The sequence below is a fragment of the Pseudomonadota bacterium genome, assembly GCA_039028935.1.
GTDB lineage: Bacteria > Pseudomonadota > Gammaproteobacteria > Steroidobacterales > SZUA-146 > SZUA-146.
Window position 1 is genome coordinate 18,451 of sequence record JBCCHD010000034.1, and the last position, 23,152, is coordinate 41,602.

General features: G+C 57.1%; 20 protein-coding genes. 11 read left to right on the forward strand and 9 right to left on the reverse strand.

What is annotated here, in order from left to right:
• The first annotated feature begins 7 nt into the window (after positions 1-7).
• From AAF465_13955 to nei, 3 genes are all read left to right on the forward strand, one after another.
• On the forward strand, positions 8-1,306 hold the full coding sequence (locus AAF465_13955) for an aminotransferase class III-fold pyridoxal phosphate-dependent enzyme (protein MEM7083828.1): 1,299 nt from the start codon (positions 8-10) through the stop codon (positions 1,304-1,306).
• Positions 1,307-1,310: 4 nt separating this feature from the next.
• On the forward strand, positions 1,311-1,628 hold the full coding sequence (locus AAF465_13960) for a DUF2007 domain-containing protein (protein ID MEM7083829.1): 318 nt from the start codon (positions 1,311-1,313) through the stop codon (positions 1,626-1,628).
• A gap of 119 nt (positions 1,629-1,747) precedes the next feature.
• Positions 1,748-2,572, forward strand: coding sequence for an endonuclease VIII (gene nei / locus AAF465_13965; protein ID MEM7083830.1), 825 nt, complete (start codon positions 1,748-1,750; stop codon positions 2,570-2,572).
• Positions 2,573-2,695: 123 nt separating this feature from the next.
• Here nei and AAF465_13970 read toward each other — a convergent pair whose 3' ends face one another.
• A complete protein-coding gene (locus tag AAF465_13970; protein ID MEM7083831.1) occupies positions 2,696-3,430 on the reverse strand; it encodes an SDR family NAD(P)-dependent oxidoreductase in 735 nt (244 codons plus the stop codon).
• Positions 3,431-3,602: 172 nt separating this feature from the next.
• On the opposite strand from AAF465_13970, the gene AAF465_13975 reads away from it, so the two are divergent.
• A complete protein-coding gene (locus tag AAF465_13975) occupies positions 3,603-5,567 on the forward strand; it encodes a S9 family peptidase (protein ID MEM7083832.1) in 1,965 nt (654 codons plus the stop codon).
• Between the two features lie 238 nt (positions 5,568-5,805).
• On the opposite strand, the gene AAF465_13980 is transcribed toward AAF465_13975, so the two are convergent.
• Both AAF465_13980 and rpsU read right to left on the reverse strand, forming a co-directional pair.
• Positions 5,806-6,249, reverse strand: coding sequence for a GatB/YqeY domain-containing protein (locus AAF465_13980; GenBank protein ID MEM7083833.1), 444 nt, complete (start codon positions 6,247-6,249; stop codon positions 5,806-5,808).
• Positions 6,250-6,340: 91 nt separating this feature from the next.
• A complete protein-coding gene (gene rpsU / locus AAF465_13985; GenBank protein MEM7083834.1) occupies positions 6,341-6,556 on the reverse strand; it encodes a 30S ribosomal protein S21 in 216 nt (71 codons plus the stop codon).
• A 151-nt stretch (positions 6,557-6,707) separates the two neighbouring features.
• On the opposite strand from rpsU, the gene tsaD reads away from it, so the two are divergent.
• The 3 genes from tsaD (at position 6,708) to AAF465_14000 (ending at position 10,048) form a co-directional block, all read left to right on the forward strand.
• Positions 6,708-7,724, forward strand: coding sequence for a tRNA (adenosine(37)-N6)-threonylcarbamoyltransferase complex transferase subunit TsaD (tsaD, locus tag AAF465_13990; GenBank protein ID MEM7083835.1), 1,017 nt, complete (start codon positions 6,708-6,710; stop codon positions 7,722-7,724).
• 114 nt (positions 7,725-7,838) lie between these two features.
• Positions 7,839-8,708 carry a 2-amino-4-hydroxy-6-hydroxymethyldihydropteridine diphosphokinase gene (gene folK / locus AAF465_13995; protein ID MEM7083836.1) on the forward strand — a complete coding sequence of 290 codons (870 nt, stop codon included), beginning with the start codon at positions 7,839-7,841 and terminating at the stop codon, positions 8,706-8,708.
• Between the two features lie 11 nt (positions 8,709-8,719).
• A complete protein-coding gene (locus tag AAF465_14000) occupies positions 8,720-10,048 on the forward strand; it encodes a S41 family peptidase (GenBank protein MEM7083837.1) in 1,329 nt (442 codons plus the stop codon).
• A gap of 113 nt (positions 10,049-10,161) precedes the next feature.
• Here the strand turns inward: AAF465_14000 and AAF465_14005 are convergent, their stop codons facing one another.
• Positions 10,162-10,926 (reverse strand): pteridine reductase, encoded by a 765-nt coding sequence (locus tag AAF465_14005; GenBank protein ID MEM7083838.1) that lies wholly within the window; start codon positions 10,924-10,926, stop codon positions 10,162-10,164.
• A gap of 98 nt (positions 10,927-11,024) precedes the next feature.
• On the opposite strand from AAF465_14005, the gene AAF465_14010 reads away from it, so the two are divergent.
• On the forward strand, positions 11,025-12,239 hold the full coding sequence (locus AAF465_14010) for an SAM-dependent methyltransferase (GenBank protein ID MEM7083839.1): 1,215 nt from the start codon (positions 11,025-11,027) through the stop codon (positions 12,237-12,239).
• Positions 12,240-12,293: 54 nt separating this feature from the next.
• Positions 12,294-13,091, forward strand: a complete 798-nt coding sequence (locus tag AAF465_14015; GenBank protein ID MEM7083840.1) for an undecaprenyl-diphosphate phosphatase — start codon at positions 12,294-12,296, stop codon at positions 13,089-13,091.
• Here AAF465_14015 and AAF465_14020 read toward each other — a convergent pair.
• Positions 13,068-14,300, reverse strand: a complete 1,233-nt coding sequence (locus tag AAF465_14020) for a multifunctional CCA addition/repair protein (GenBank protein ID MEM7083841.1) — start codon at positions 14,298-14,300, stop codon at positions 13,068-13,070. The two genes, AAF465_14015 and AAF465_14020, sit on opposite strands and share 24 nt — an antisense overlap.
• Before the next feature lie 77 nt (positions 14,301-14,377).
• On the opposite strand from AAF465_14020, the gene AAF465_14025 reads away from it, so the two are divergent.
• A complete protein-coding gene (locus AAF465_14025) occupies positions 14,378-15,448 on the forward strand; it encodes an aminopeptidase (protein ID MEM7083842.1) in 1,071 nt (356 codons plus the stop codon).
• Positions 15,449-15,588: 140 nt separating this feature from the next.
• Here AAF465_14025 and AAF465_14030 read toward each other — a convergent pair whose 3' ends face one another.
• Entirely contained in the window at positions 15,589-16,356 is a 768-nt protein-coding gene (locus AAF465_14030; protein ID MEM7083843.1) for a hypothetical protein, read from the reverse strand.
• Between the two features lie 619 nt (positions 16,357-16,975).
• Here AAF465_14030 and AAF465_14035 point away from each other — a divergent pair.
• On the forward strand, positions 16,976-19,144 hold the full coding sequence (locus AAF465_14035; protein MEM7083844.1) for a M3 family metallopeptidase: 2,169 nt from the start codon (positions 16,976-16,978) through the stop codon (positions 19,142-19,144).
• A 52-nt stretch (positions 19,145-19,196) separates the two neighbouring features.
• On the opposite strand, the gene AAF465_14040 is transcribed toward AAF465_14035, so the two are convergent.
• From AAF465_14040 to AAF465_14050, 3 genes are all read right to left on the reverse strand, one after another.
• Positions 19,197-19,961, reverse strand: coding sequence for a HupE/UreJ family protein (locus tag AAF465_14040; GenBank protein MEM7083845.1), 765 nt, complete (start codon positions 19,959-19,961; stop codon positions 19,197-19,199).
• Between the two features lie 142 nt (positions 19,962-20,103).
• Positions 20,104-21,066: a complex I NDUFA9 subunit family protein gene (locus AAF465_14045; GenBank protein ID MEM7083846.1), complete on the reverse strand. Its 963-nt coding sequence runs from the start codon at positions 21,064-21,066 to the stop codon at positions 20,104-20,106.
• Positions 21,067-21,209: 143 nt separating this feature from the next.
• Positions 21,210-23,152: transglycosylase SLT domain-containing protein (locus AAF465_14050; GenBank protein ID MEM7083847.1), on the reverse strand; the 1,943-nt coding region annotated here is incomplete at its 5' end.

A 23,152-nucleotide genomic window follows, 5' to 3' on the forward strand; every position in this document is an offset into this window, starting at 1 on the left:
GTGAATTATGAGCAGCAAGCCGATCAATCCCACCTTAGCTGAACAGGTATTGGACCAAGCCCATCAAACCCTCCCCGCGGGCGGTTTTGGTAATTTCGATCCGGGCGTCGTGATCAGTTACGGCAAAGGCAGCCGCGTGTGGGACATCCATGGCACGGAGTATGTCGATTTTCTGATTGGCTCTGGTCCGATGCTGGTCGGGCATTCTCACCCTGAAGTGGTCGCGGTGATTCAAGAGCAAGCGGCGCGAGGACAGACGTTCTTTACCAGTAATCCGCTGGGTATTGAGCTGTCAGGAGCGATTTGTAATGCGATGGCGTGCGCCGATCAGGTGCGGTTTGTTAGCAGTGGCGGCGAAGCCGATATGTACGCGATGCGGCTCGCACGGGCCTTTACCGGCCGCGACAAAGTTCTCAAATTTGAGGGCGGTTATCACGGTATGTCCGGTGAAGCGCTGATGAGTTTGTTTCCGACCGAGGCCGCCGACTTACCCAATGCCCAAGCGGATAGCGCTGGCATTCCGGATGCCGTCGCTCGTGAGATGCTCATTGCGCCTTACAACGATCTTGACTACGTCGAGCGTCTGGTCGCGGAACACGGTCAGGATATCGCTTGTATTTTGGTCGAGCCGCTACAGCGTATTGTGCCGCCCGCGCCCGGCTTTTTGGCAGGGCTGCGCGCACTCTCAGACCGTGCGGGCATCGTGCTTGTTTTCGACGAGGTGGTCACAGGCTTTCGCCTAGCCTATGGGGGCGCGCAAGCGCATTATGGCGTGGTGCCCGATTTGTGCACGTTGGGCAAGATCATCGGCGGCGGCTTGCCGCTGGCGGCCGTAGCGGGCCGCGCCGACATTATGGCGCATTTTGACAAAGCCAAAGTCGGTGCTAAGGGGTTCACGCTGCAAATCGGTACGCTGAGCGGTAACCCGTTGGCGTCGGCGGCGGGCCTAAAAACCATGGAGATTCTGTCGCGCGAGGGGATGTACGAACGATTGCGTGCCAACGGTCAGCGTGTCATCGATGCGGCGACCCGCGCCTTGAACGAGCATGGTATTGCCCATCAGATAGTGGGTGATCCCGTGCTGTTTGACATCGTCTTTACCGATCAACCCGTGACCAACTATCGGCACACGATTAGTGGGAACGCCCAGCAGGCCGCGGTGTTTAACACCGAGCTTCGACAGCGCGGCATACTTAAATCGCCGACCAAGTTTTACGCGTCGGTATCGCTTACAGAGGACGATCTTGAGCGCACCGAACGGGCGTTGCGCGGTGCGGCCGAGGCGATTGCGGCACAGCATTTATGATGTCATGAAGCTGGCCTACACCAATGCCAATCGCATGATGGTACTCAACGTGCAAAACTTGCTTGAGCGCGAAGGGATTAAAACCTTGCTGAGAAACGAGTATGCCGTTGGCGCGATGGGGGAGATTTCGCCCTTTGAGGTTTGGCTCGAAGTGTGGGTATTTAATCAAGCCGATTACAATCGGGCCCGCACGCTCGTGTCGACCTCGATCAGCGATTCGCACGCGCCCGAGTGGCTGTGCCACGAATGTGGCGAGCGCAACGATCCGTCATTCGATTTTTGCTGGAACTGTCAGACCGACGCGCGCGCCTCGCGATCGTGATCGTCATTCGATAACGCACAACGAGTGCGAGGTTGCCTCGTGTGGATCGCCTGTTTCACTGACCGCTCACTTCTCGCCCACCATACTGCCAGTGGGTAAAAATAGACGGATCAACAACCATGCCTGAAGGGCCAGAAATCCGCCGAGTGGCCGATCGTCTTCAAGCCATCGTGTGTGGCAAGCCTCTCAATGAGGTTTGGTTTGCTCGGCCTGATCTGCATCAGTACGAGCGCGCACTTGGCGCCTCGAAAGTGGTGGCCGTGCGCACCAAAGGCAAGGCGCTGCTCACAGAGTTTGACTGTGGTCTCACAGTCTATAGCCACAATCAACTCTACGGTCGCTGGTTTTTCAAGCCATTCGGTGAACGGCCCAAAACCAATCGCTCTGTGCGGTGGCGACTGGATACGCCGACGCACTCAGCCTTGTTGTACAGCGCCTCAGATATTGATGTTCTGCCGTCTGATCAACTCGACTCGCATCCGTTTTTAGCCAAAGCAGGCGTGGATGTGTTGTCGGATAAACCTACGCTTAAAGCCCTGAGCGATTACGTCGGCGAATCTCGATTTGCGCGTCGAGCGCTGGGTGGCCTGCTGCTCGATCAGCACTTTGTTGCCGGAATTGGTAATTATCTGCGTTCAGAAATTTTGTTTGGTGCGGGTCTGTTGCCGTCGTGCAAACCGGGCGATTTGGATGGCCACGGACGTCGCCGACTGGCGCGCAACATCATTCTGATGACCGAGCGGGCGTATCAAACCGGTGGCATCACAAATGAAGCGGCGCTGGCGAAACGCCTGAAGAACCGGGGGTGGACGCGCGGCGAATACCGTCACTATGTGTTTTCTCGTGACGGTCAGCTCTGCCACGTGTGTGGGGATACAATTATCAAGTCGGTGGTGGCGGGCCGCCGGCTCTATCATTGCCCAAGCTGCCAATCCGAAGCGTAGTCCATCCGATCAACGCGTTCGCCGTTGAGCGCTATCTCAGCGTGTCACGCGTGTGTGGGTCATGCCAGTGGCGCGCATACGTTCGCCGCAGACCTGACAAGGGGAGCGGTGACATCGCGCACGTTAGGGCGGTACCGCTTTACCCTGCCAGTCGAGCACCAAACCACTTTGCGCGGGGGTGCAGCCCTCCAGGACTGCGAGCAGTTGCTCAGCGGCCCGTTCTGGGGAAAACAGTGCCTCGTCGGGCACGTTGGCCTGAAAGGGCTTCGATAGCGGTGTGTCGACGGTACCGGGATGAAGCCCCAGCAGCACGGCGGCACGATGTGTGCGGGCCAGTTCAATCGACGCGCTTTTGATCATCATGTTGAGGGCGGCTTTGCTGCTGCGATAGGCGTACCAGCCACCAAGGCGGTTGTCGCCGATGCTCCCGACACGCGCGGATAAACACGCCACGACGCTACGCGCGTCTCGGGAAAGAGTCGGCAGCAGGTGCTTAAGAACCAGTGACGGACCGGTGCAATTGACGGCAAACGCGCGTGCCATGGCGTCGGGCGAAATGGCGCGCCAGGTTTTCTCCGGACGCATTGACGCACCGTCATGAAGCAGGCCCGTGGCGACAATAGCGAGGGAGATGGGTTGCTGCGCGGCGTGTTCTATCGCCGTTTGGATTGAGGACTCATCCGTTAGGTCGAGCGCCAGCGCGCGTACCGTGGGCAGTGTAAAGATGGGCGGCTGTCGACCTGTTGCAAACACGCGTTCAAATTGCCCGGACGCGGCGAGCGCGTCGACCAGCGCGCGCCCAATACCACCGGTTGCGCCAATAACCAGCGCGTTTGCGCCATTGTTAAACTCGGTCATGTTGGTTCCTCTGATGCCGCCTAGCCGGCCTTCGATGCGTCGTTTCTGCGGCGCTCTGGCGACACTACTGAGCCGTAGGTCAACATCGTGTGAGCGGCAGGAACCCACGCGGAGGCGAGAGCGACGACGTCTGCTACCATAGGGCGAGATGAACCAAAAAACGAGAAAATTGATGAAAACGCTGGTGCGCGGTCTGATGATCGCCTTGATGTGGGGCGAGTCGGCCGCGACGGTCGCGAACGATGAGACCGTATCGGCGTCGCCGAGTGATCTCGCGTTGGAATCGTTCGCGCAATTACCCCGTATGCGCAACGCCGAGTTGTCACCAGATGGTCGCTTTGTGGCGTATTTCTATCCGCTCGAAGGACGGGATCATATTGTCATGCAGCCGCTGGCAGACGGAGATCAACGACGCATCGTACCGCCGGTGGGTGAGCTCGATTTTCGCTGGTTGAAGTGGGCGAACAATGAGCGGCTCGTGTTTGCTGGTGCGTATTCAGGGGAACGGTTCAATCAAGAGACCGTTGAAACTCGGCTTGGCTCGATCAAAAGCGATGGCTCGGATTTGGTCTGGATTGTTAAGCCTGCTCAGCCCGACGCGGAATCGGACTCAACATCGGATAAGCCGCACGATATTCCCCCTCAAATTCAAGATAACGTGATCAGTTGGCTGGCCGATGAACCCGACCATATTTTGGTTTCGCTCGACGAGAATTTCGATCTAAAAGACGAAGTTCGACGGATCAACATCGACAATGGCGATTACACGATTGTGCGGCAAGGATTGGACGGCGTTCAGGACTGGATTGCCGATTCGAGCGATGCGGTGCGGCTCGGGTACGGCTACGATGAAGACGGATTTGTTGCCACGTATTGGGGCGCGCAAGAGCAATGGATCGATCTGACCGCCACGTCCTGGTGGGGTGATGGTTGGCAGCCGATTGCGTTTACGGACAATCCAGCGATGGTGTATGTCATCGGCCCGGATGCGGATGGTTTCGACGTCATCAAAACACTCAACGTCGAAACCGGTGAATTTACTGAGGACATTTTTTCGATCGACGGTTATGACGTCAGTGGTGTTGTGCTTGATACCGTGTCGGGTCGACCGGTTGGCGTGCGGTACGTCGATCACCGGCCGCGTGTGAAGTACTTTGATGCGGTCGTCGATAAGCTTCAGCGCACGGTGGACAACGCATTTGGCGGCATGCATGTAAGCCTAATTAGTTTTTCTGCGGATCGACAGAAAGTGCTGGTTAAAGTGTCATCGGATACGGATCCAGGTGTCCTGTACTTTTGGGATCGATCGAACAAGAGCATGGATGTGGTGAGTGAGCTGATGCCGGGTCTGGCGCCGGAGTTACTCAGCCCCGTCAAACCGGTTTCTTACAAGGCGCGCGATGGCTACGTGGTACCGGCCTATCTGACCACCCCGCTGAATCAAGCAGCGCGCGATCTGCCGACTATCGTGATTCCTCATGGCGGGCCGGCCTCTCGCGTCAGTCAGTCGTTCGATTATTTGTCTCAGTACTTAGTGTCGCGCGGTTACGCGGTGTTCGAACCCAATTTTCGTGGATCCGCAGGCTATGGGGCGGCGCATCGTCAGGCCGGCAAAGGCCAATGGGGCGGACGCATGCAGGATGACGTGACCGATGGCGTCAAGTGGTTGATCGAGACCGGCGTCGCGCAGGCCGAGAAAATTTGCATTGTGGGTTGGTCTTATGGAGGCTACGCGGCTGCCATGGGGTTAGCCCAAACGCCTGAGCTCTATCGTTGTGCGGTGAGTATCAATGGTGTGTTGGATTTGCCACGACTTGTGGCCGACGATAACAAGTCCACCGGTGGGCGACCGTGGGTGCACGACATCGGATTGGAAGGCGACAAGCTGGAGGTCATCTCGCCTTACCATTTGGCGGAGCAAATCGAGGCGCCACTGCTGCTCATCCAGTCCAAGGATGACACGATCGTCAACATTGACCACGCCACCAGTATGGAGAAAAAGCTGCGTAAGTTAGATAAAGCCGTTGAGCTTGTGACTGTGGATCTCGGTGGACACAGCATGAACAACACGGCGGCTCGGCGGACGGTGCTTGAGCGCATCGAAGCGTTTCTCCAAACCCACATCAAGGGCGAATAACCCCACATTCATTGGGTGCTAAACCGCCCGGCCATTCCGGTCTGGGTCTCGCCCTTGCGTCTCAGTGACGGTGCACGGGCATGGCTGTCGATGAGATCGTGTTATTCGCGGCGATGGACCATAGTGGTGCGCAGGCGGGTCGAGTCTGCACGTGTATCACGGTTTTCGATATACACAGAGCGGATCGCTCGCGGCAGGCGTACTTGGCGTCGGGCGAATGGAGGCGGGTAGGGCGGGATTAGCCTAATTTGGCGCGAACCAACGCACCGGCAGCGCTCATGTCGACGCGGCCTTGAGCGTTGGCTTTGAGCTGGCCCATCACCTTACCCATGTCTTTCATCTCGCTCGCGCCAGTCGCGGCAATGATGTCGTCGATGAGCGCTCCCACCTCGTCGTCACTGAGCTGTTCGGGCAGGTAGTGCGACAGGAACTCGATTTCCGCTTCTTCTTTGTCAGCCAATTCCGGTCGATCGGCATCGCGATATTGCTTGGCGGACTCGCGACGCTGCTTCACCAGTTTTTCAACGACAGCAAGTGTGCCGGCGTCTTCGAGGTCTTTGCGCGTATCGATTTCGATTTGCTTGATGGCCGATACGGTCATTCGAATAACACTCAGGCGCTCTTTATCCGCGGCTTTCATAGCCGCTTTCATGTCAGCGATCAGAGTGTCTTTCAAAGTCATGGGGGACGCACAGTGGAAGAGAGTATCGTAAACGGGTCGTTATGCTGTTTTGTTCGTTCAGCCGGCCAGGATGGCCGGCGAGACAACAAACTTAGTACAGCCGCTTACGGCGCGCGACCTCGCCCGCCACTTTTTTGGCATGGCGTTTTACGGCCGCTGCTTTCTTACGCTTGCGTTCCTGTGTGGGCTTTTCATAGTACTCACGTCGGCGCAGCTCGGTGAGAATACCGGCCTTTTCGCAGGCGCGCTTAAAACGACGCAAAGCTGAATCAAAATATTCGTTTTCTCGAATTCGTACGCTGGGCATAGTGTGTCCGCTGTCTTTAGTTTAAGGTTTCGTGGTTTCCGCCTGATTCGGACGCGCCAAGGCGCCGCCGACCCAGCCGGAAAGGAGGCGCATTCTAAAACGCGGCTTCGCAAAAGAAAAGGCCGCGTGCCGATTGGCTTTGGAGACAACTATGCGGGTGCTCGGGATCGAGTCCTCATGCGACGAGACTGGCGTCGCAATTTACGATTCAGAACAAGGACTTATGGCTGAAGAGCTGTATAGCCAGGTGGCACTGCACGCCCGTTATGGGGGGGTGGTCCCTGAACTGGCGTCTCGGGATCATATCCGCAAGGTTTTACCTTTAGTAGACAAGGTGTTACGAGCAGCTGGGCCCCGTGAAGCGGCCGCACCGGTCGACGCGGTGGCGTATACGGCGGGGCCCGGGTTGGTGGGTGCCTTGCTTGTCGGCGCGACCGTCGCGCAATCACTGGCCGCCGGCTGGCAAGTGCCCGCCATGGGTGTGCATCACATGGAGGGCCATTTGCTGTCCCCCATGCTCGCGGCGGACCGGCCGTCGTTCCCGCTCGTCGCGTTGCTGGTCTCCGGTGGCCATACCCTGCTGGTCGATGTACAGGCGCACGGTCACTATCGCGTACTTGGACAGTCTCTCGATGATGCGGTGGGCGAGGCGTTTGATAAAACCGCCAAGCTCATGGGGCTTCCTTATCCAGGTGGGCCCCAGTTGGCGAAATTGGCCGAAGAGGGTGATTCGGCGCGCTACAACTTTCCGCGGCCGATGCTCAAAAAACCCGGACACGATTTCAGTTTTAGTGGACTTAAAACCAGCGTTTTGTTGACGTGGCAGTCCAGCGACCAGCTGCCACAAACCCGTGCCGACATTGCGGCGAGTTTTCAGGAGGCGGTCGTCGACACGTTAACCACCAAGGTCAAGCGCGCACTGCAGTCGACTGGCCATACGACCGTAATGGTCGCCGGTGGCGTGGGCGCGAACACGCGCTTGCGCGAAGCGCTGGCGGGAATGTGTGACGACATCGGCGCGAACGTCTATTTTCCCCCTATGCGGCTTTGCACCGATAACGGTGCCATGATTGCCTATGCCGGATGGCTACGACTGCAGCGAGACGGTTTGCATGCCGATTATTACGCGCCGGTTCGTGCTCGTTGGTCGCTTGAAGCGCTCACGTAAGTACGCAGCGCTTCTGCACCGCAGGTACGCTACACTCTTTATGAATCTATTGAACAAACGCGATGTTGGCGGCGAACGCTTGGCCATCGCGTCACCACTATTCGGACAAACAGCATGAGCGATATAATTTTTCTCGAGGCCCTCGAAATTGAGGGCATCATCGGTATCTACGATTGGGAGCGCACCACCAAGCAGACCATTCGCTTGGATTTGCAAATGCCCGCAAATGCCTCACGGGCATCGGGTTCTGATGATATTTCCGATACGCTCAACTACAAAGATATTGCCAAGCGCATTATCTCGTATGTGGAAGGCACCGAGTTTCAGCTTATTGAGACTCTCGTCGAGCGCGTTGCGGCCATCATTCTCGACGAATTTAAAGTCAGCTGGGTGGATGTGAGCGTCAGCAAACCCGGCGCAATTCGTGGCTCAAAAAACGTCGGTATCCGAATACGGCGAGGCGTTACAGATGACAAAGGACAACACGATGTCTATCTGGCGTTGGGCAGCAATATCGAACCCAAGCGCCATCTAAAAACCGCACTGGAGCTTTTGGTAAAACACTACGGATCCTTGCGTCAATCCACGGTGTATCAAAACAAAGCGGTCGGATTCCAAGGCGACGATTTTTTGAACATGGTCGTGGGCTTTCGCACCCGCCATAGTCTCGATGCGCTTCGTCAGACCATTACCGACATTGAAGATGTTTGTGGCCGCGTGCGGGGGGCGGAGAAATTTGCGCCGCGCACGCTCGACATCGATATGTTGATGTTCGGCGACACGGTGATAACCAGCGGGCCGACGCTGCTTCCGCGCCCTGAGATTCTTAAATTTCCCTTTATGTTAAGACCCCTTGCGGAACTTGCGGGCGATCTGCGGCATCCAACGCTAGACTACACCCTTGCGCAGCTGTGGACCGAACTTCGCGACGATACGAAAGATGGCCATGCCATGCGTCCAGTGGATCTCGATAGCGACGAGTAACGAGTACAGTCATGACAATATTTAAGCGTCTGAATCCTCTTATTCTGATGGCCCTTCTTACGGGGTGTGGTGGGAGTGGGGGCGACGCACCTGCACCGGCTGCGCCGCCTGTCGCCGGTTGCACGATCGTCGAACAAAATCAGTTTGTTATCGACCTGATGCGCGACATTTATTTTTGGCTGGACGAGCTACCTGCCAACATTAGTGCGGCAGACTACGATTCTCCCTCGGCGACCATGGCCGCCATGACCTTCGACTCATTGGACCGTTTTAGTGGTATTCGCGATCAGGCGGCAAACGATGCCTTTTTTTCGGAGAGTCAGTTTATCGGTGTGGGCATTACCCTCTCCTTTACCGACGATGATCGGGTCTTGCTGGCGCAGGTGTTCGGTGATGGTCCGGCCGCTGCAGCAGGACTCGCGCGCGGTTACGAGCTGCTGGAGATTAACGGCCGCAATGTCGCAGCCATGATCGCCGCAGGCGAAAGCGTGAGCGACGCGTTTGGACCGAACGAACTTGGCGTTAACGTTGATATTCGCTACCGCGATCTGACCGGCAGTGAGGCGAGCGTCAGTTTTGCGAAAGCCCTCGTAACGATCGAAACGGTGACCACGGCCAAAGTCATTGATATCAACAACACGCCAACGGCTTATCTGGGGTTTCGCAATTTTGTTCAGCCTTCGTTTGATGCATTGCGTGAGGCGTTTGAACTGTTTGCCAATGAGGGCGCGACCGAGATGATTTTGGATGTGCGCTACAACGGTGGTGGGTTGCTGAGTGTGGCCGGCTTCCTCTCCTCTTTGATGGGTGGCTCTACGACCGATGGCGAATTGCTTGCGCGTCGCGCCCACAATCGTCTCAATACGTCGCTCAATCAGGACACGAATTTCACTACCGAAGTGAATGCACTCAATCTCACTAAAGTGGTTGTGATCACTTCCGGCTCGACCGCCTCAGCCAGTGAGCTGGTGATCAATGGATTGGCGCCCTTTATGGACGTGACGTTGGTCGGCGAACAGTCGTTTGGCAAGCCTGTGGGCTCGTACGGTTACGATTTTTGCGACAAAACCGCCGTTCCGATCGCCTTCAATCTTGTCAACGCAGTCGGCGTGGGCGACTATTTTGATGGCTTTGAAGTGGACTGTCCGGCTGAAGACGATCTCTCCGAGCCGCTCGGCAGTGAGCAAGAAGGCATGCTGGCTGAGGCCATTACGGTCATGGCAACCGGTAGCTGCTCTACGCGTGCCACCGCTGCCAAAGCCGACGGTATGCCCCGCTCAAGCGCCAAACGCGTGCTGCGCGGCGAACCGGAATTTGTGGCGCTGATCGGCGCCTTTTAACGCTTCAGAATGCTCGCCTTCGCACCGCCTCGTCGGCGCGCAGTGCGTTTGTTGTGACGGCGTGCATTCCCATTCTGACACACAGAGCGTGTCTTCGTTCTCGCGTCGCCGGCCTAACTGCGTAGGCGTCGACCGCCGTCGACCGCAATGATCTCGCCGGTGGTGTAGGTGGCATCGCGAAGCAAAAATAGTGCTGCGCGCGCGATGTCGTGCGGGTGGCCACTGCGTTTGAGCAGCGTGCTGTCAACGATCGAATCTTTGCTCTCGTCCGACATCGCATTTTCCGGCCACATTACCGGCCCAGGCGCAATCGCATTGACCCGGACTTGCGGCCCAAGCTCCTTCGCCAGTGACTGAGTCAACATCACCAAGCCTGCTTTTGCGGCACAGTAAACGGGGTGCTCATGTAGCGGGCGAGACGCATGAATATCGACCATGTTTAAGATGGCCCCCCGACGCGCCGCCAGTTCGTTAGCCAGCGCTTGGCTGAGAAAAAACGGCGCGCGTAAGTTGCTCGCCATTAGGTCGTCCCACTGTTCGAGCGTCACGCTACCGATCGGCGTTGGGTAGAATGATGACGCATTGTTGATCAGTGCATCGACACGTCCAAACACGTCTATGGCTGTGCGAGCGAGTGTGTCGAGAGCGCCGGTATCAGCGAGATCGCCTTGAAGCGCGCGCGCTGATGCGCTGCGCTGGGCATTGAATTCCGCGCACAGCGCCTCAGCGTCCGTTGCCGAGTGGCGATAGTGAATAATCACCCGTGCCCCATCGGCGTGACATTGCGCCGCCATCGCGGCGCCGAGACGGCGCGCGGCGCCGGTAATAAACACGACCTTATTGTCGAGCGAATGGGACGGAGCGATATCGTTTGGCATGGTGCGGTGGACATTCTGGCTTCTGAATAGTCGCTGTTATAAGCTGCGCGCGGTCGTTTGTCCACGCGACCAGACCGATTGCGGCGGGTAAACAACCGATGTTTGAGTCCAACACCGACACTTCTCGACTGCCCACTCCCCCTGCTGAGGCGCTGACCCACAGTGCGACGCTCGTCGATCAACTTCGGGCGGACATTGCGCAGTCCGGGCCACTCACGTTTGGTGCCTATGTGCATGAGGCACTGTACCGACCGGGTCTTGGGTATTACGCGTCGGGCACACAGAAATTTGGCGCGCAGGGTGACTTCATTACGGCGCCTGAATTGGGTTCGGTGTTTGCGCATTGTGTTGCGCGCGGCATCGCGCGCGTGCTTCGACAATTGTCCTCGAAGTCAGTGGTACTGGAGCTCGGTGCGGGGAGCGGAGAGTTTGCGCTGCATTGTTTGACAGCGCTGCAACATTTGGAAGCGTTGCCCCAGCGCTATCAAATCCTCGAAGTCAGCCCAACTTTGCAGACCAGACAAAAAGAACGGCTCGAGTCTTTGCCCTCTGAACTTTCATCTCGCGTCGAATGGCTGGATGCACCACCTTCGGCCCCGTTCGAGGGTGTCGTGTTCGCCAATGAGGTGATCGATGCACTACCGATGGAGCGCTTTGGTATCAATGAGCACGGAGACGTGGTGCAGGCGCGGGTGGAGCTGGGCGAAAAGCCTGAGGCGCTGACGCTAACCGCTCACGCGCCCACGCGTGCGGTTGCTGAGGGCGTGTTGGCATTGCAATCGCGCCTGCGTGATCGGGATGAGGTCTGGATGCCGTTTTATACGCATGAATTTCGACCGGGACTAACGGGCTGGCTGCATACCGTCACGGATCATCTTACACGCGGAGCGGCACTGTTCGTTGACTATGGCACCGACGAGTTGGCGCTCTATCGCGGTGACCGGTCGCGCGGCACACTGCTGTGTCATTTCCAACACCGTGCGCACGACGATGCGCTGCTGTGGCCGGGCCTTCAAGACATCACAAGTTGGGTCGACTTTTCGGCGTTGGCGAACGCAGCGCATGACCTGGGCCTCACGATTGATGGCTACACAACCCAAGCGCATATGCTCATTGATACGGGTTTGGACAGCGTGGTGAGTGCGCGCTTCGAGCAGGCAACTCGCACCGAGCAGTCTGCACTTGCTCGCGAAGTGCGGCAGTTGACTCTGCCCGGTGATATGGGCGAACGATTTAAGGCACTCTCGATGCGGCGGGGACTGGACAACGGCGTCTTCTCGCCACACCATACATCGCTGACGCACCGCTTGTAGGATGCGAGGGCGTGCGAACACACGTACGCCCATGTCAAAAAGGCAGACTGAATCATGACGTCACTCCAAGTTATTGTGCTTGCCCTGGTGCAGGGACTCACTGAGTTTTTACCCATCTCGAGCTCCGGTCATCTGATTCTCACGCCACACTTTTTAGGCTGGAGCGACCAAGGTTTGGCGTTTGACGTCGCCGTACACCTCGGCACGCTGTTTGCGGTCATGCTGTATTTCCGTCGCGATATCATCGATATGGCTGGTGCCGGTATTGGGGTGCTGCGCGGTGAACCGGTTACGCCTTCGGCGCGCTTGCTCATGTGGGTTGCGCTGGCGACAGTGCCGGCAGGATTAGCGGGCCTGCTGTTGAGCGATTTTATTGAGACGTCTCTGCGATCGCCCTTTGTCATTGCCATGACCACTATCGGATTCGGTGTATTGCTTTGGCTCAGTGACGTGTTCAAGCGCGAGCATCGAGTCGAGCGCGACCTGACCTACAAAGACGCGTTGCTCATAGGGGCGGCGCAGGCGCTGGCCCTGATACCCGGCACATCGCGATCCGGCATTACCATGACGGCCGGGCTAGCGCTGGGGCTGGGTCGTCAGGCGGCCGCGCGTTTTAGCTTTCTGATGAGTATTCCGATCATCCTGTTGGCGAGCGGCCTGCAGGTGCTTAAGCTGATCAAAGCCAATGAATCGGTCGATTGGTCGATGCTGTTGTTGGGTGTTGTGTGCTCGGCGGTAGCGGCGTACCTGTGTATTCGCCTGTTCCTGAGTTTTATCGATCGAATTGGGTTCTTGCCGTTTGCGCTCTATCGCGTGGCGCTCGGTGCCTTAATTTTGTGGGTACTCGTTTGATACCTGTTTCACCGCGTTGAGTCGACGACGATGTAGCTGCTGAGCGATCTGTTCGCCTTCCATGTCAGGCGTGATGAAATCGCGTGGATTGATGGCACTTGCGGCGGCCAGGGCGTGGAGCAGATAGTCCGCCTGAGGATAGGGGTTCTTCTCAAGTCCTAAGCGGCCACGACTGTCGGCCTCGCACGCGGTGATAAAGTCCTTAAAACGCTCCGGTTTGCGAAATGCATCGGTTGCTAGAAGCAGCTTGAGCACAGTGCTGGCTTTGAGATCAAAAGCGCGATGGACTTTGCCGTGATGGGCCGCAACGAGAATCGCCAGATCGCGATAGCGTTTTGGCACAGTGAGTCGCGCGCACAGTGTTTTGAGTAAATCGACACTGCGCTGCTCGTGCCCATGGTGGCTCGGGAGAATGTCCGCCGGTGTTGTCGCTTTGCCCAAGTCGTGCACAAGCGCGGCAAACCGTACTTCAGGGTTGTCGCTCAGTTGCGCCGCCTGATCGATCACCATCATCGTGTGCACCCCCGTGTCGATTTCCGGATGCCAGCGTGGCGGTTGAGGTACGCCGTACAGCGCGTCGAGCTCAGGGAAGAGCACGGCCAGGGCATTACAGCGGCGTAAGACGTCGAAGTACACACTGGGTGTTGGGCCGGCCAATGCGCGTTGGGTTTCGCTCCAAACCCGTTCCGGCACAAGATGATTCACCTCGCCGTTGCGCACCATTTCGCTCATGAGCGCAAGCGTCGAGTCATGCACGGTGAAACCTCGTGCGTGATAACGCGCCGCAAACCGTGCGACGCGTAGGATTCGCACCGGATCTTCGCTAAATGCTGGGGACACATGACGCAACAACCCCGCATCGAGATCGTGCTGGCCGTTGTAGGGATCGATCAGGGCGCCGTCAGCCGTTTGAGCGATCGCGTTGATGGTCAAATCGCGCCGCGACAAGTCATCTTCCAACGTCACCGAGGCAGACGCATCGAATTCAAAGCCAGCATAACCGGGTCCGGTTTTCCGTTCCGTGCGAGCCAGCGCATACTCTTCGTGATTGTCGGGATGTAAAAAGACTGGGAAGTCCTTGCCGACCGATTTATAGCCAAGTGCCGCTAGCTCCGCAGCCGTCGCGCCCACCACCACCCAATCGCGGTCGACAACCTCGATGCCAAGTAATCTGTCGCGCACCGCGCCGCCGACCAAGTAAACATCCATGCGTCATTGTAGAAGTTTGATTGGAGAAATGCGCGTTTTATCTAGCGCTTACTCGCCGGATGTTGCACATTGGGACCATGAAACGATTCGTTTTGTTATTCGTTGTCCTGGTCCTCGCTCAGGGCTGCACGAGCGTGCGCTACTACAGTCAGGTCACACGCGGTCATCTCGACCTGATGTCGCGACGGGTGCCAATCGATGATCTGCTGGCCGATCCGACGGTTGATGCGCAGCTCAAAACCCGCTTGAGCCAGGTCCTCGACGCGCGCGCATTCGCCGTGTCGGAACTGCGGCTGCCCGACAATGGCAGTTATCGAAGCTATGCGGATCTTGAGCGGCCGTTTGTCGTGTGGAACGTGTTCGCCACCCCAGAGTTTTCGGTCGTGCCGACGACGTGGTGCTATTGGTTTGTCGGCTGTCTGGGCTATCGTGGCTATTACGCTGAGGCGGATGCCGAGCGTGAGCGACGACGGCTCACCGAGCAAGGCTACGACGCGTTTGTCGGTGGTGTTGCCGCGTATTCAACCCTCGGCCGCTTTGACGATCCGGTCCTCAACACCATGCTCCGTCGTGGTGATACCGAGCTTGCGGGACTGTTGTTTCATGAATTGACACACCAAGTGGTGTATCGGGTCGGCGACAGCGAGTTCAGTGAATCGTTGGCGTCATTTGTGCAGATGGAGGGTGTGCGACGCTGGCTGCTTAGGACCGGCAATACCGAGTTGATCGACGTCTACCGCCAAGCGGAAGTGCGCAACACCCAGTTTGTTGAATTGGTCAGTCGAACCCGTACCGTGCTCGCGGATATTTACGCGCGCGAATGGCCACCTGCGCAGATGCGTGAGGCCAAAGTGCGCGCATTCGAGTCGCTAAAAAACGATTATCGGACACTCAAAGCGCAGTGGGGTGGCTACGCAGGGTACGACGGCTGGTTTGATCGACCGCTCAACAACGCGCATGTGGCGTCGGTGGCGACGTACAATCGATTTGTGCCAGCATTCGCCCAAGTACTGCGTGAGTCGAATAATGATTTTGATGCGTTTTTTCGTCGCTGTGCCGAACTCGAAAAAATGGACGCGGAACCGCTAGCGCGCGAACTGGAGCGATTGATGTCTCAGGCCGCGCAGTATGAGGGATCCGCTCCCTAGCGGCGATATAGTCGATCGGACAAGACGCGCACATCGCGCTGCGTGCAGCACACCGCCGTTGTTCTGATTGCCACGTCGCTGGCATAGGCGCACCGCGCGTGGTCGGCTTGGTCGCGCAGTCGGCCGCTCGCCACGCCGCGCTAGAATCGGAGGGTCATGTCCTCCACTTCGCGAACCTGCCGAGCGTTCATCGTGCCGCCCGATCCAAAGTCTGGGTCAACATTGCCAGAGCGTGTGCGCTCAAGAAACAGGCTGAGGTCGCAATCCCGTGTACGATCGACCTCGGTAGACGATGCGGCACTGAGCTGACTGAGCGGAAAACTCTCGAACCCGTCGTCACTGAGATCAAAAAATTGGGATGACACTGTCGTCGAGCCCCCGTTATTGGTGCATCGGGTGGTGATACCAAGCGTGATGGAGCGCCCAGGGTCGGGGGGCGACCACGCTACCAGCAAATTGTCACTGACCGAATAGGTGTCAGAGACCGACGGCAGCGTAATGCTAAAATTGGGCGGTAGAAACACCGACGAGCCGTCGATAATTTCGCCATTTGCCCGAAATAGCGTCACGCGGTAGGGCATGCTGCTTTCTGACGAATCGAAGCGTACTTCGTAGTCCACATCGAACAAATCGGTGTCGCGGTTCATGACTTTGGTTTCGATGCCGTTGCTGGCTTCAAGTCGCTCGTTCGCCGTCAAAGAAATGTTGGTGCCGTTTGAGCCGCCGACATTGAGTTCGACCGTGACTTTTGACGATCCGGTGCTTAACGCATCGACATTGATGCGGGCGAAGATGCCGGGGGAGGCGATGTTCTCAGATTCGGTGGTTTCGGTACTGCACGCACCGCAGATCAAGACAAAAGCGAGCAGGAGAGCACCGATCGGTCGCTGTGAGTGTGGCAGATCCATAAACATTCGTCCTTTGTCGCGTCAGTAGTGGCTACGAGTGATCGCGTACAAAATTGTTCCGATTGTGGTGTGAAATTTCCAGCAACGATGTGCTTTGCGCCGCGACATTTTGTGTTGGAAAAAAACCTCGAACAGGGTGAGCTTAGTGACCTAGAAATATTGTAGGACACTAATTTTTCACTTACGTCAGTCGCTTAATTGGTGATTGGATGGTCGGTGTGGCGCAGACACAATAGTGGGTTTGATACCAATATCTGCTCGAGAAAAAAACGATTCTTTTTTTATCGAGGGTCCCAACGGCGTTATTCGCCGATAAATTGCGCGATACGTTGATTCACGCATCGCCGCCGACGGTGGTCCTTGAATGAAAGTCATTCAAATCGCATCTCGAGATTCGTGCCTCGGCCAAAGACCCGGTGAGCGCCGCGTGAAGGCGGCATCAGGCGTCGATAATACGGCCACGAACGCGGGCGTTTGACGCGGGGAAGTCGCCATTGACCGTTTTGCGAGCAAAGTTTCGGCTTTCACGGGTACCTTCTGCTCGGTAGTTCTGTCAAAATGACCGATTAGCTCTTCCAGGCTTCTCTGGAGGCAGCCCGAATTCAACACGGATACGATCATGACTTTAAAGAGACTAATTCCTGTTCTATCGATGTGCGTTGTACTTGTCGCGTGTAGCGGCGGTGGTGACGACGAGGCGGTTACCAGCGAGGCACCGACCTCCTCTGCGGTTCCGGATATTTCTGTTTCAGCGGCTGAGCTGGAAGGTAATCCGTTTTTTAAGGAGTGGGATACGCCGTTCGGCGTTCCGCCATTCTCCGAAATCAAAGACGAGCACTACATGCCGGCGTTCAAGCAAGCCATTTTGGATCTGCGTGCGGAATACGATGCGATTATCAACAATCCCGAACCGCCCACATTCGACAATACGATTCTGGCGATGGAGACCGCCGGCGATACGGCGCGGAAGGTGCTGTTTACGTTCTATCCACTGACGGGTACGGAACTCAACGACAACCTGCGCGCCCTTCAGCGTGAGATCGGACCCATGTGGTCGCGCGAAACGGACGCAATCACGTTCAATGAAAAACTGTTCGAGCGCGTGCAGTCGGTGTATGACCAACGCGGTTCACTGGATCTCGATGAGCAGCAAGCGCGACTGCTGGAACTGGCGCATCGACGGTTTATTCGCTCGGGCGCGGCGTTGTCCGATGACGCGAAGCAGCAAGTTGCCGACATCAATTCGCGACTGTCCCAGCTGTCAACGCAGTTTGGTCAGAATTTGCTCGCGGCCACCAAAGCGTTTTCGATCGAGCTGACCGACGAGGCCGATACTGTCGGTCTGTCAGACGACTTCAAAGCCAACATCTGGAACGAAGACAAGCAAGCGTGGGTTTTGGGTCTCAATCGCTCGGTCTATGAAACGTTCATGACGCAATCGCAGAATCGCGCGCTGCGCAAGCGCTTGTTTGACGGCTATACCAATCGAGCCAATTCGGGTGAATTTGACAACGGCCCCATTTTGATTGAAATCGCGCAGCTGCGTGCAAAGCGTGCCGAGCTCATGGGCTATGCGTCGCACGCGCACTACCAACTCGATGTGCGGATGGCCAAGACGCCAAAAGGCGCGGAAGACTTCCTACTGCGTGTCTGGCAACCGGGTCTGGCACAGGCGAAACAAGAGCGCGCCGACATGCAGGAGCTAGTGGGTGACGAGTTTGCGCTCGAAGGCCATGATTGGTGGCACTACTCGGAAAAGCTGCGAGCGCAGCGATTCGATCTTGATGAGAATCAACTGAAGCCGTATTTCGAGCTGGGCGCCGTGCGCCAGGGCGCGTTTGATATGGCAAAGCGGTTGTTCAATGTCGACTTTACAGAAATCGATGTGCCGGTTTGGAACGATGTCGTGACCGCGTATGAAATTACGGGCGAGAACAATGAACACCTAGGCGTGTTCATGATGGATATGTTCGCACGTGATTCGAAGCGAGGCGGGGCGTGGATGAATAGCTATCGCTCTTCTTCCAATATTAACGGCAATAGTATTCGCCCGGTCGTGACGAACAACATGAACCTGTCCAAACCGCCCGCCGGTGGTGCTGCGCTGATGCGATTCTCAGAAGTGGAAACCCTGTTTCATGAGTTTGGGCATGGCTTACACGGACTGTTGACGCGTATCGATTACCCCACCTTCTCGGGCTTGGATGGTCCGACCGATTACACGGAGTTCCCGGCGCAAATACTCGAGCATTGGGCATCGCAGCCCATGATGCTGGAAAGTTACGCGACGCATTATGAAACCGGTGAAGTCATTCCCAACGAACTCGTTGAGCGATTGCTCGCGGCGGCGAATCACAATCAGGGATTTGCCACGACCGAGTTTATCGCGGCTTCACTGCTTGATCTTCGCTGGCATTTACTGAGTTCTGAAGAGGCCAATACCATCACCGATGCCAAGGCGTTTGAAGACAAGGTGCTGGCCGAGTACGGCTTGATCGATGAGATCGAGCCTCGCTACCGCTCACAGTATTTCTCTCACATCTTCGCGGGTGGTTATTCAGCGGGCTACTATGCGTACCTCTGGTCCGAAATTTTGGATTCAGATGGCTTTAATGCGTTCATTGAAACCGGCGATATATTCGATCCGGAAACGGCGGCGCGATTGAAGAAATGGATCTATGAGTCTGGGGGACTACGTGAGGCGGATGAGTTGTACCGTCAGTTCCGCGGAAAAGATCCCAGCATTGAGCCTTTGCTGGAAGGACGAGGATTCTCGACCGGCGGCTAATGATTGACGCGATAACGTTGGGGCAGGCCGTCGCACGCACGGCGACGGCCTGTCACACCGAAGCGAGGCGTTCAATCGCCCAGAGTGAGCCGATTAGCGCGATCACTAGCGAACAGGGCACCACCACAAACCGGCGGTAGCGACCGGATGTGGCATCGGTTTCGATCCCCCGCCGTATGAACACCGCCAGCACAAAGGCTAGCGCCAGCACGGCTATCTGTCCGATTTCCCCGCCAATGTTGAAGCCGATAAGACCGGCAACAAACTGATTGTCGGGCAGGTTGAGTTGCCCGAAGAATCCGGCAAACCCCAGTCCGTGCAGCAGACCGAACACAAACACAACCGGCAGTCGCCAGCGCGGCAGGCTTTTCACAAACACGTTTTCGACTGCCACAATCGCGATTGTGGCGGCGATCAACGCTTCCACCCAGGCGGCATTGACGGTGACCAGTCCCGCGGCGGCTAATCCGAGTGTCAGCGTGTGCGCCAACGTAAACATGGTGATTTGCAGTATCAATGCGCGCCATCGCGTCGACGTTAAAAACAGCGCCAGTACGAAAAGAATGTGGTCGAGTCCGCCGGGTAGGATATGACCGATGCCAATCTGGGTGTAAAGGCCGATGGTCGAGAAAGCACTGCGCTCGTTGCCGTCCGCATCCACCAGCGGCCGCACGGGTTCACCGCTTTGCATTGCGTTGAGTGCCTCGCACAGCGCGGGGTCGAGTGCCGATTCCCCTGGCGTGCAGAATTCGTCCTCTGGATGGGCCTGAGCCGAGAGCACCACCATAGCGAAAAGCAGAGTCGCGGCTATTCGCACGGTGTGACGTAACTCAAAGGGCCTCACTGGATTCGTCTACCCTACAGCGCGATGACACACGCGCAGAGCGACCCACAGCAACAGGGTTTGGAGTCCAATGCGTTTGGCGCCTGTTGTGCCGCTCGGCAGTCGGCGCGAGCCATTAGTCGCGCCCAGCTTTGGCGCGCATCCGTCCAAATCGTCGAGACTTCACGCCGTCGCCCAGATAGGTGGGCATTACCGCATCCAGTGACTGCGGCGCGATGTCGAGCCGAGCGAAGCCATCCGTATCGCAAATACTGTGCACAGTCAGGGATTTATAGTTGTCGGATGAAAACGGTTTGCCCGGCACAAAATCCATAAACCGCGCCTGAACGCGCGCAAGCACATCGGGCATTTCTACAATTTTACGGCGAATACCCAGTTGAGCCCGGATTTTGGACACAATCTCGTGCAAGGAATACACATGCGGTCCACACAGCTGATAGGTTTTACCGTGTGTGTCGTCTCGGGTGATGCAGGCGTGGATGGCCTTGACCACATCGTCGACGAAGACCGGCGCAAATCGCGCCCGCGCACGCGGCAGCGGTAAAAACGGAGCGGGCAGTTTGAGCAGGCCGGCAAATCGATTCACAAACGAATCTTCCGTGCCAAATATGACCGAGGGCTGTACGATCGACCAACGCAGAGTGGTCGCCTGTCGCTTAATCACGTTTTCGGCTTCGCCTTTGCTGCGCAGATAGGCACTCGGCCCGTCCTCCGCATCGGCCTTGAGGGCGCTCATATGAACAAGGCGTCCTACGCCGGCCGCCAGGCACGCGCCAACGGTCACTTCTGTGAGGTCGATGTGCGCGCGCTTAAATTTTTCGTTTTTGCCGCCAAACTCGTTGAGAATGCCGACCAGATTCACCACGCAATGTGTGTCAGTGAACTCACGTGTGAGGAAGGCAGCGTTATAAACGTCTCCCTCAACTACCTGTACTTGCGGCTGCACGAGCAATTGGCGACACGCGTTACGGTAGCGCGTGAGCACTTTTACCGCATAGCCTTGATTGGCCAGATGCGCCACAAGGCTGCGACCGACAAAGCCGCTGCCGCCTAGAATGGTGATGTGTTTACCGGACATGTGATGAATTCCGAAGAGCTATGCCGCGCAGTATAAAACAACTCTGGCCGACTGACAGCCGCGCATTCGGCGTAACAGCGCGAACACGCCGTCGGCTCGGCGTGTCTCGCTGTGGCAATTAGGATTGGGCCTAAGGCGTTGCCTTAACGCTGTGCGAAACGATTGGCGTCCACCGGGTTGTTCAGAATAGGCGGCATCATGCCGGCTAGTCGCTGCTCTTTGCCGGTCAGTCGCCAATGAAATATCGCTTGTGCCGCCAACACTTTTTTGACGTAGCGTCGCGTTTCGTTGAACGGGATGTTCTCGACCCAAACGTCCGCGTGCCAGGTGGATTCGGGTAGCCAGCTTTTTACCCGGTGCGGGCCAGCGTTATAGGCGGCCGTAGCAAGGACCATGTTGCTGCCGAATCGACTGAATACCTGCCCAAGATAGTGCGTGCCGAGCTTAATATTGGTATGTGGATCGAGTAGCGTCGCTGTACCACGGTAGGGAATGTGTGCCTGTTTTGCAGTCAGTCGACCTGTGCTTGGAATAATTTGCATTAAACCATAGGCGTTGGCCTTGGAGCGCACGTCTGGCATGAATAGACTCTCCGTGCGCGCTATTCCGTATGCCCAAGTGCGCTCGATGCCGTTGGCCAGTGCCCCTTCGTCAAACTGTGCTTTGTATGGGGTCGGGTATGACACCATTACGTCTCGACCGTCAGAGCGCGCCTGCGCGTTGATGGCGCGCGAATGCCAGTTCCATTGATGTGCGAGCAGTGCGGCTTGTCCGCGCTCGGTGCGCGACAGCGAATTGAGCACGCGGTTCCACTCCGATCGCGCCATGCCATTACGACCGACTGCGAACAGCTCACGGGCGCGGATTAATCGCGGATCGTGTTGCAAGCGTGTGAGAGTGGATTCGTCCCGCTCGAGTGGATCATGGCCAAATTCATAGGGCACACCCAATCGATCGGCGGCCAGAAAACCATAGTAAGAACGTTCGCTCGACAGCGCGGCGTAGATGTCGGCCGCGGCGGATTTTTGCCCTGTGGCTTCGTGCGCGCGGGCGCGCCAGTATTGCCAGGTCGCGTCTCCTGCGATGCTCTCTGGCAAGGCATCGAGCGCGCGCATGACACGCGGCCAGTCTCCGCTGGCCAAGGCACGCCGCACATGCCACGCACCGGAATCATCGGTGTGATCCTTTATCGCTTCCATCCAATCGAGCGCGACGGGTAAATGGTCACGTGCCGCCGATAGCGCCAGTCCACGTTCGACATCGCGTTGCTCTTCGCGACTAAATCGATAGCGCTCTCGGAATGCGGGCCACACCTTGTAGGTCGTTTGTGGGTCGCGTCTGGCCGCACGTTTTATCCCATAAAGAACCAGCTTGCGATTTGCGGCGTTGTCACGCAGTTTGCGTGAAGCCGCCAACTCGGCAAGCGGATTGCGTCGCATGCGGGTCCAACGGCTTACACGATCGGCATCAATTCGGTGGGCTGACTTGGCAAGATACGTGGCCAGCTTGGTGTTGCCGGCGTTAAGCGCCAGGTCGATGCGTTGGCGCAGGCGCTTCACAGTGAGTAGCTCTGCCTGTTCAAGTTGAGCGAAGACCGGATCGCATTCATCCGGTAGTGATTCGCCGTTCATCCACAAATCGAGTGCGCGTTGCTGGCTGGCGGCACCTGGTGCCACACGCAGTTTGGCGCGTGCGGCGAGACACTGAATCACGTCGTCTCCGGAATCGGCGTAGTGCCGATCGAGCAATGCATTGAGCTGAGTCCATTTGCCGCGTTTGGCCAGATGGCTGGCAAATCGATAGCGCAAACTATTGACCGATGCCTTGCCCGCGTGTTCGTTGATGAGTCGCTCAATGGTGTGGTCGTCGATATGGCCGAGTCGAGTGCGGTAGTAGGTGGCCTGAATGTCGATATAGAGCGGATAGGCCCTGAGGTCGCTGCTGGCGTTGCGCAGAGCGCGGCTGTCCCCCTGGGAGGCTAGGGCATACGCCTCGCGAAACTCACTGCGTACCTGGTCGCTGTAGCCGTTTTCTAAGCCAAACGCTGAGTTCGTAGTCAGGATGCACCCAACTGAGAGTGTTAAAG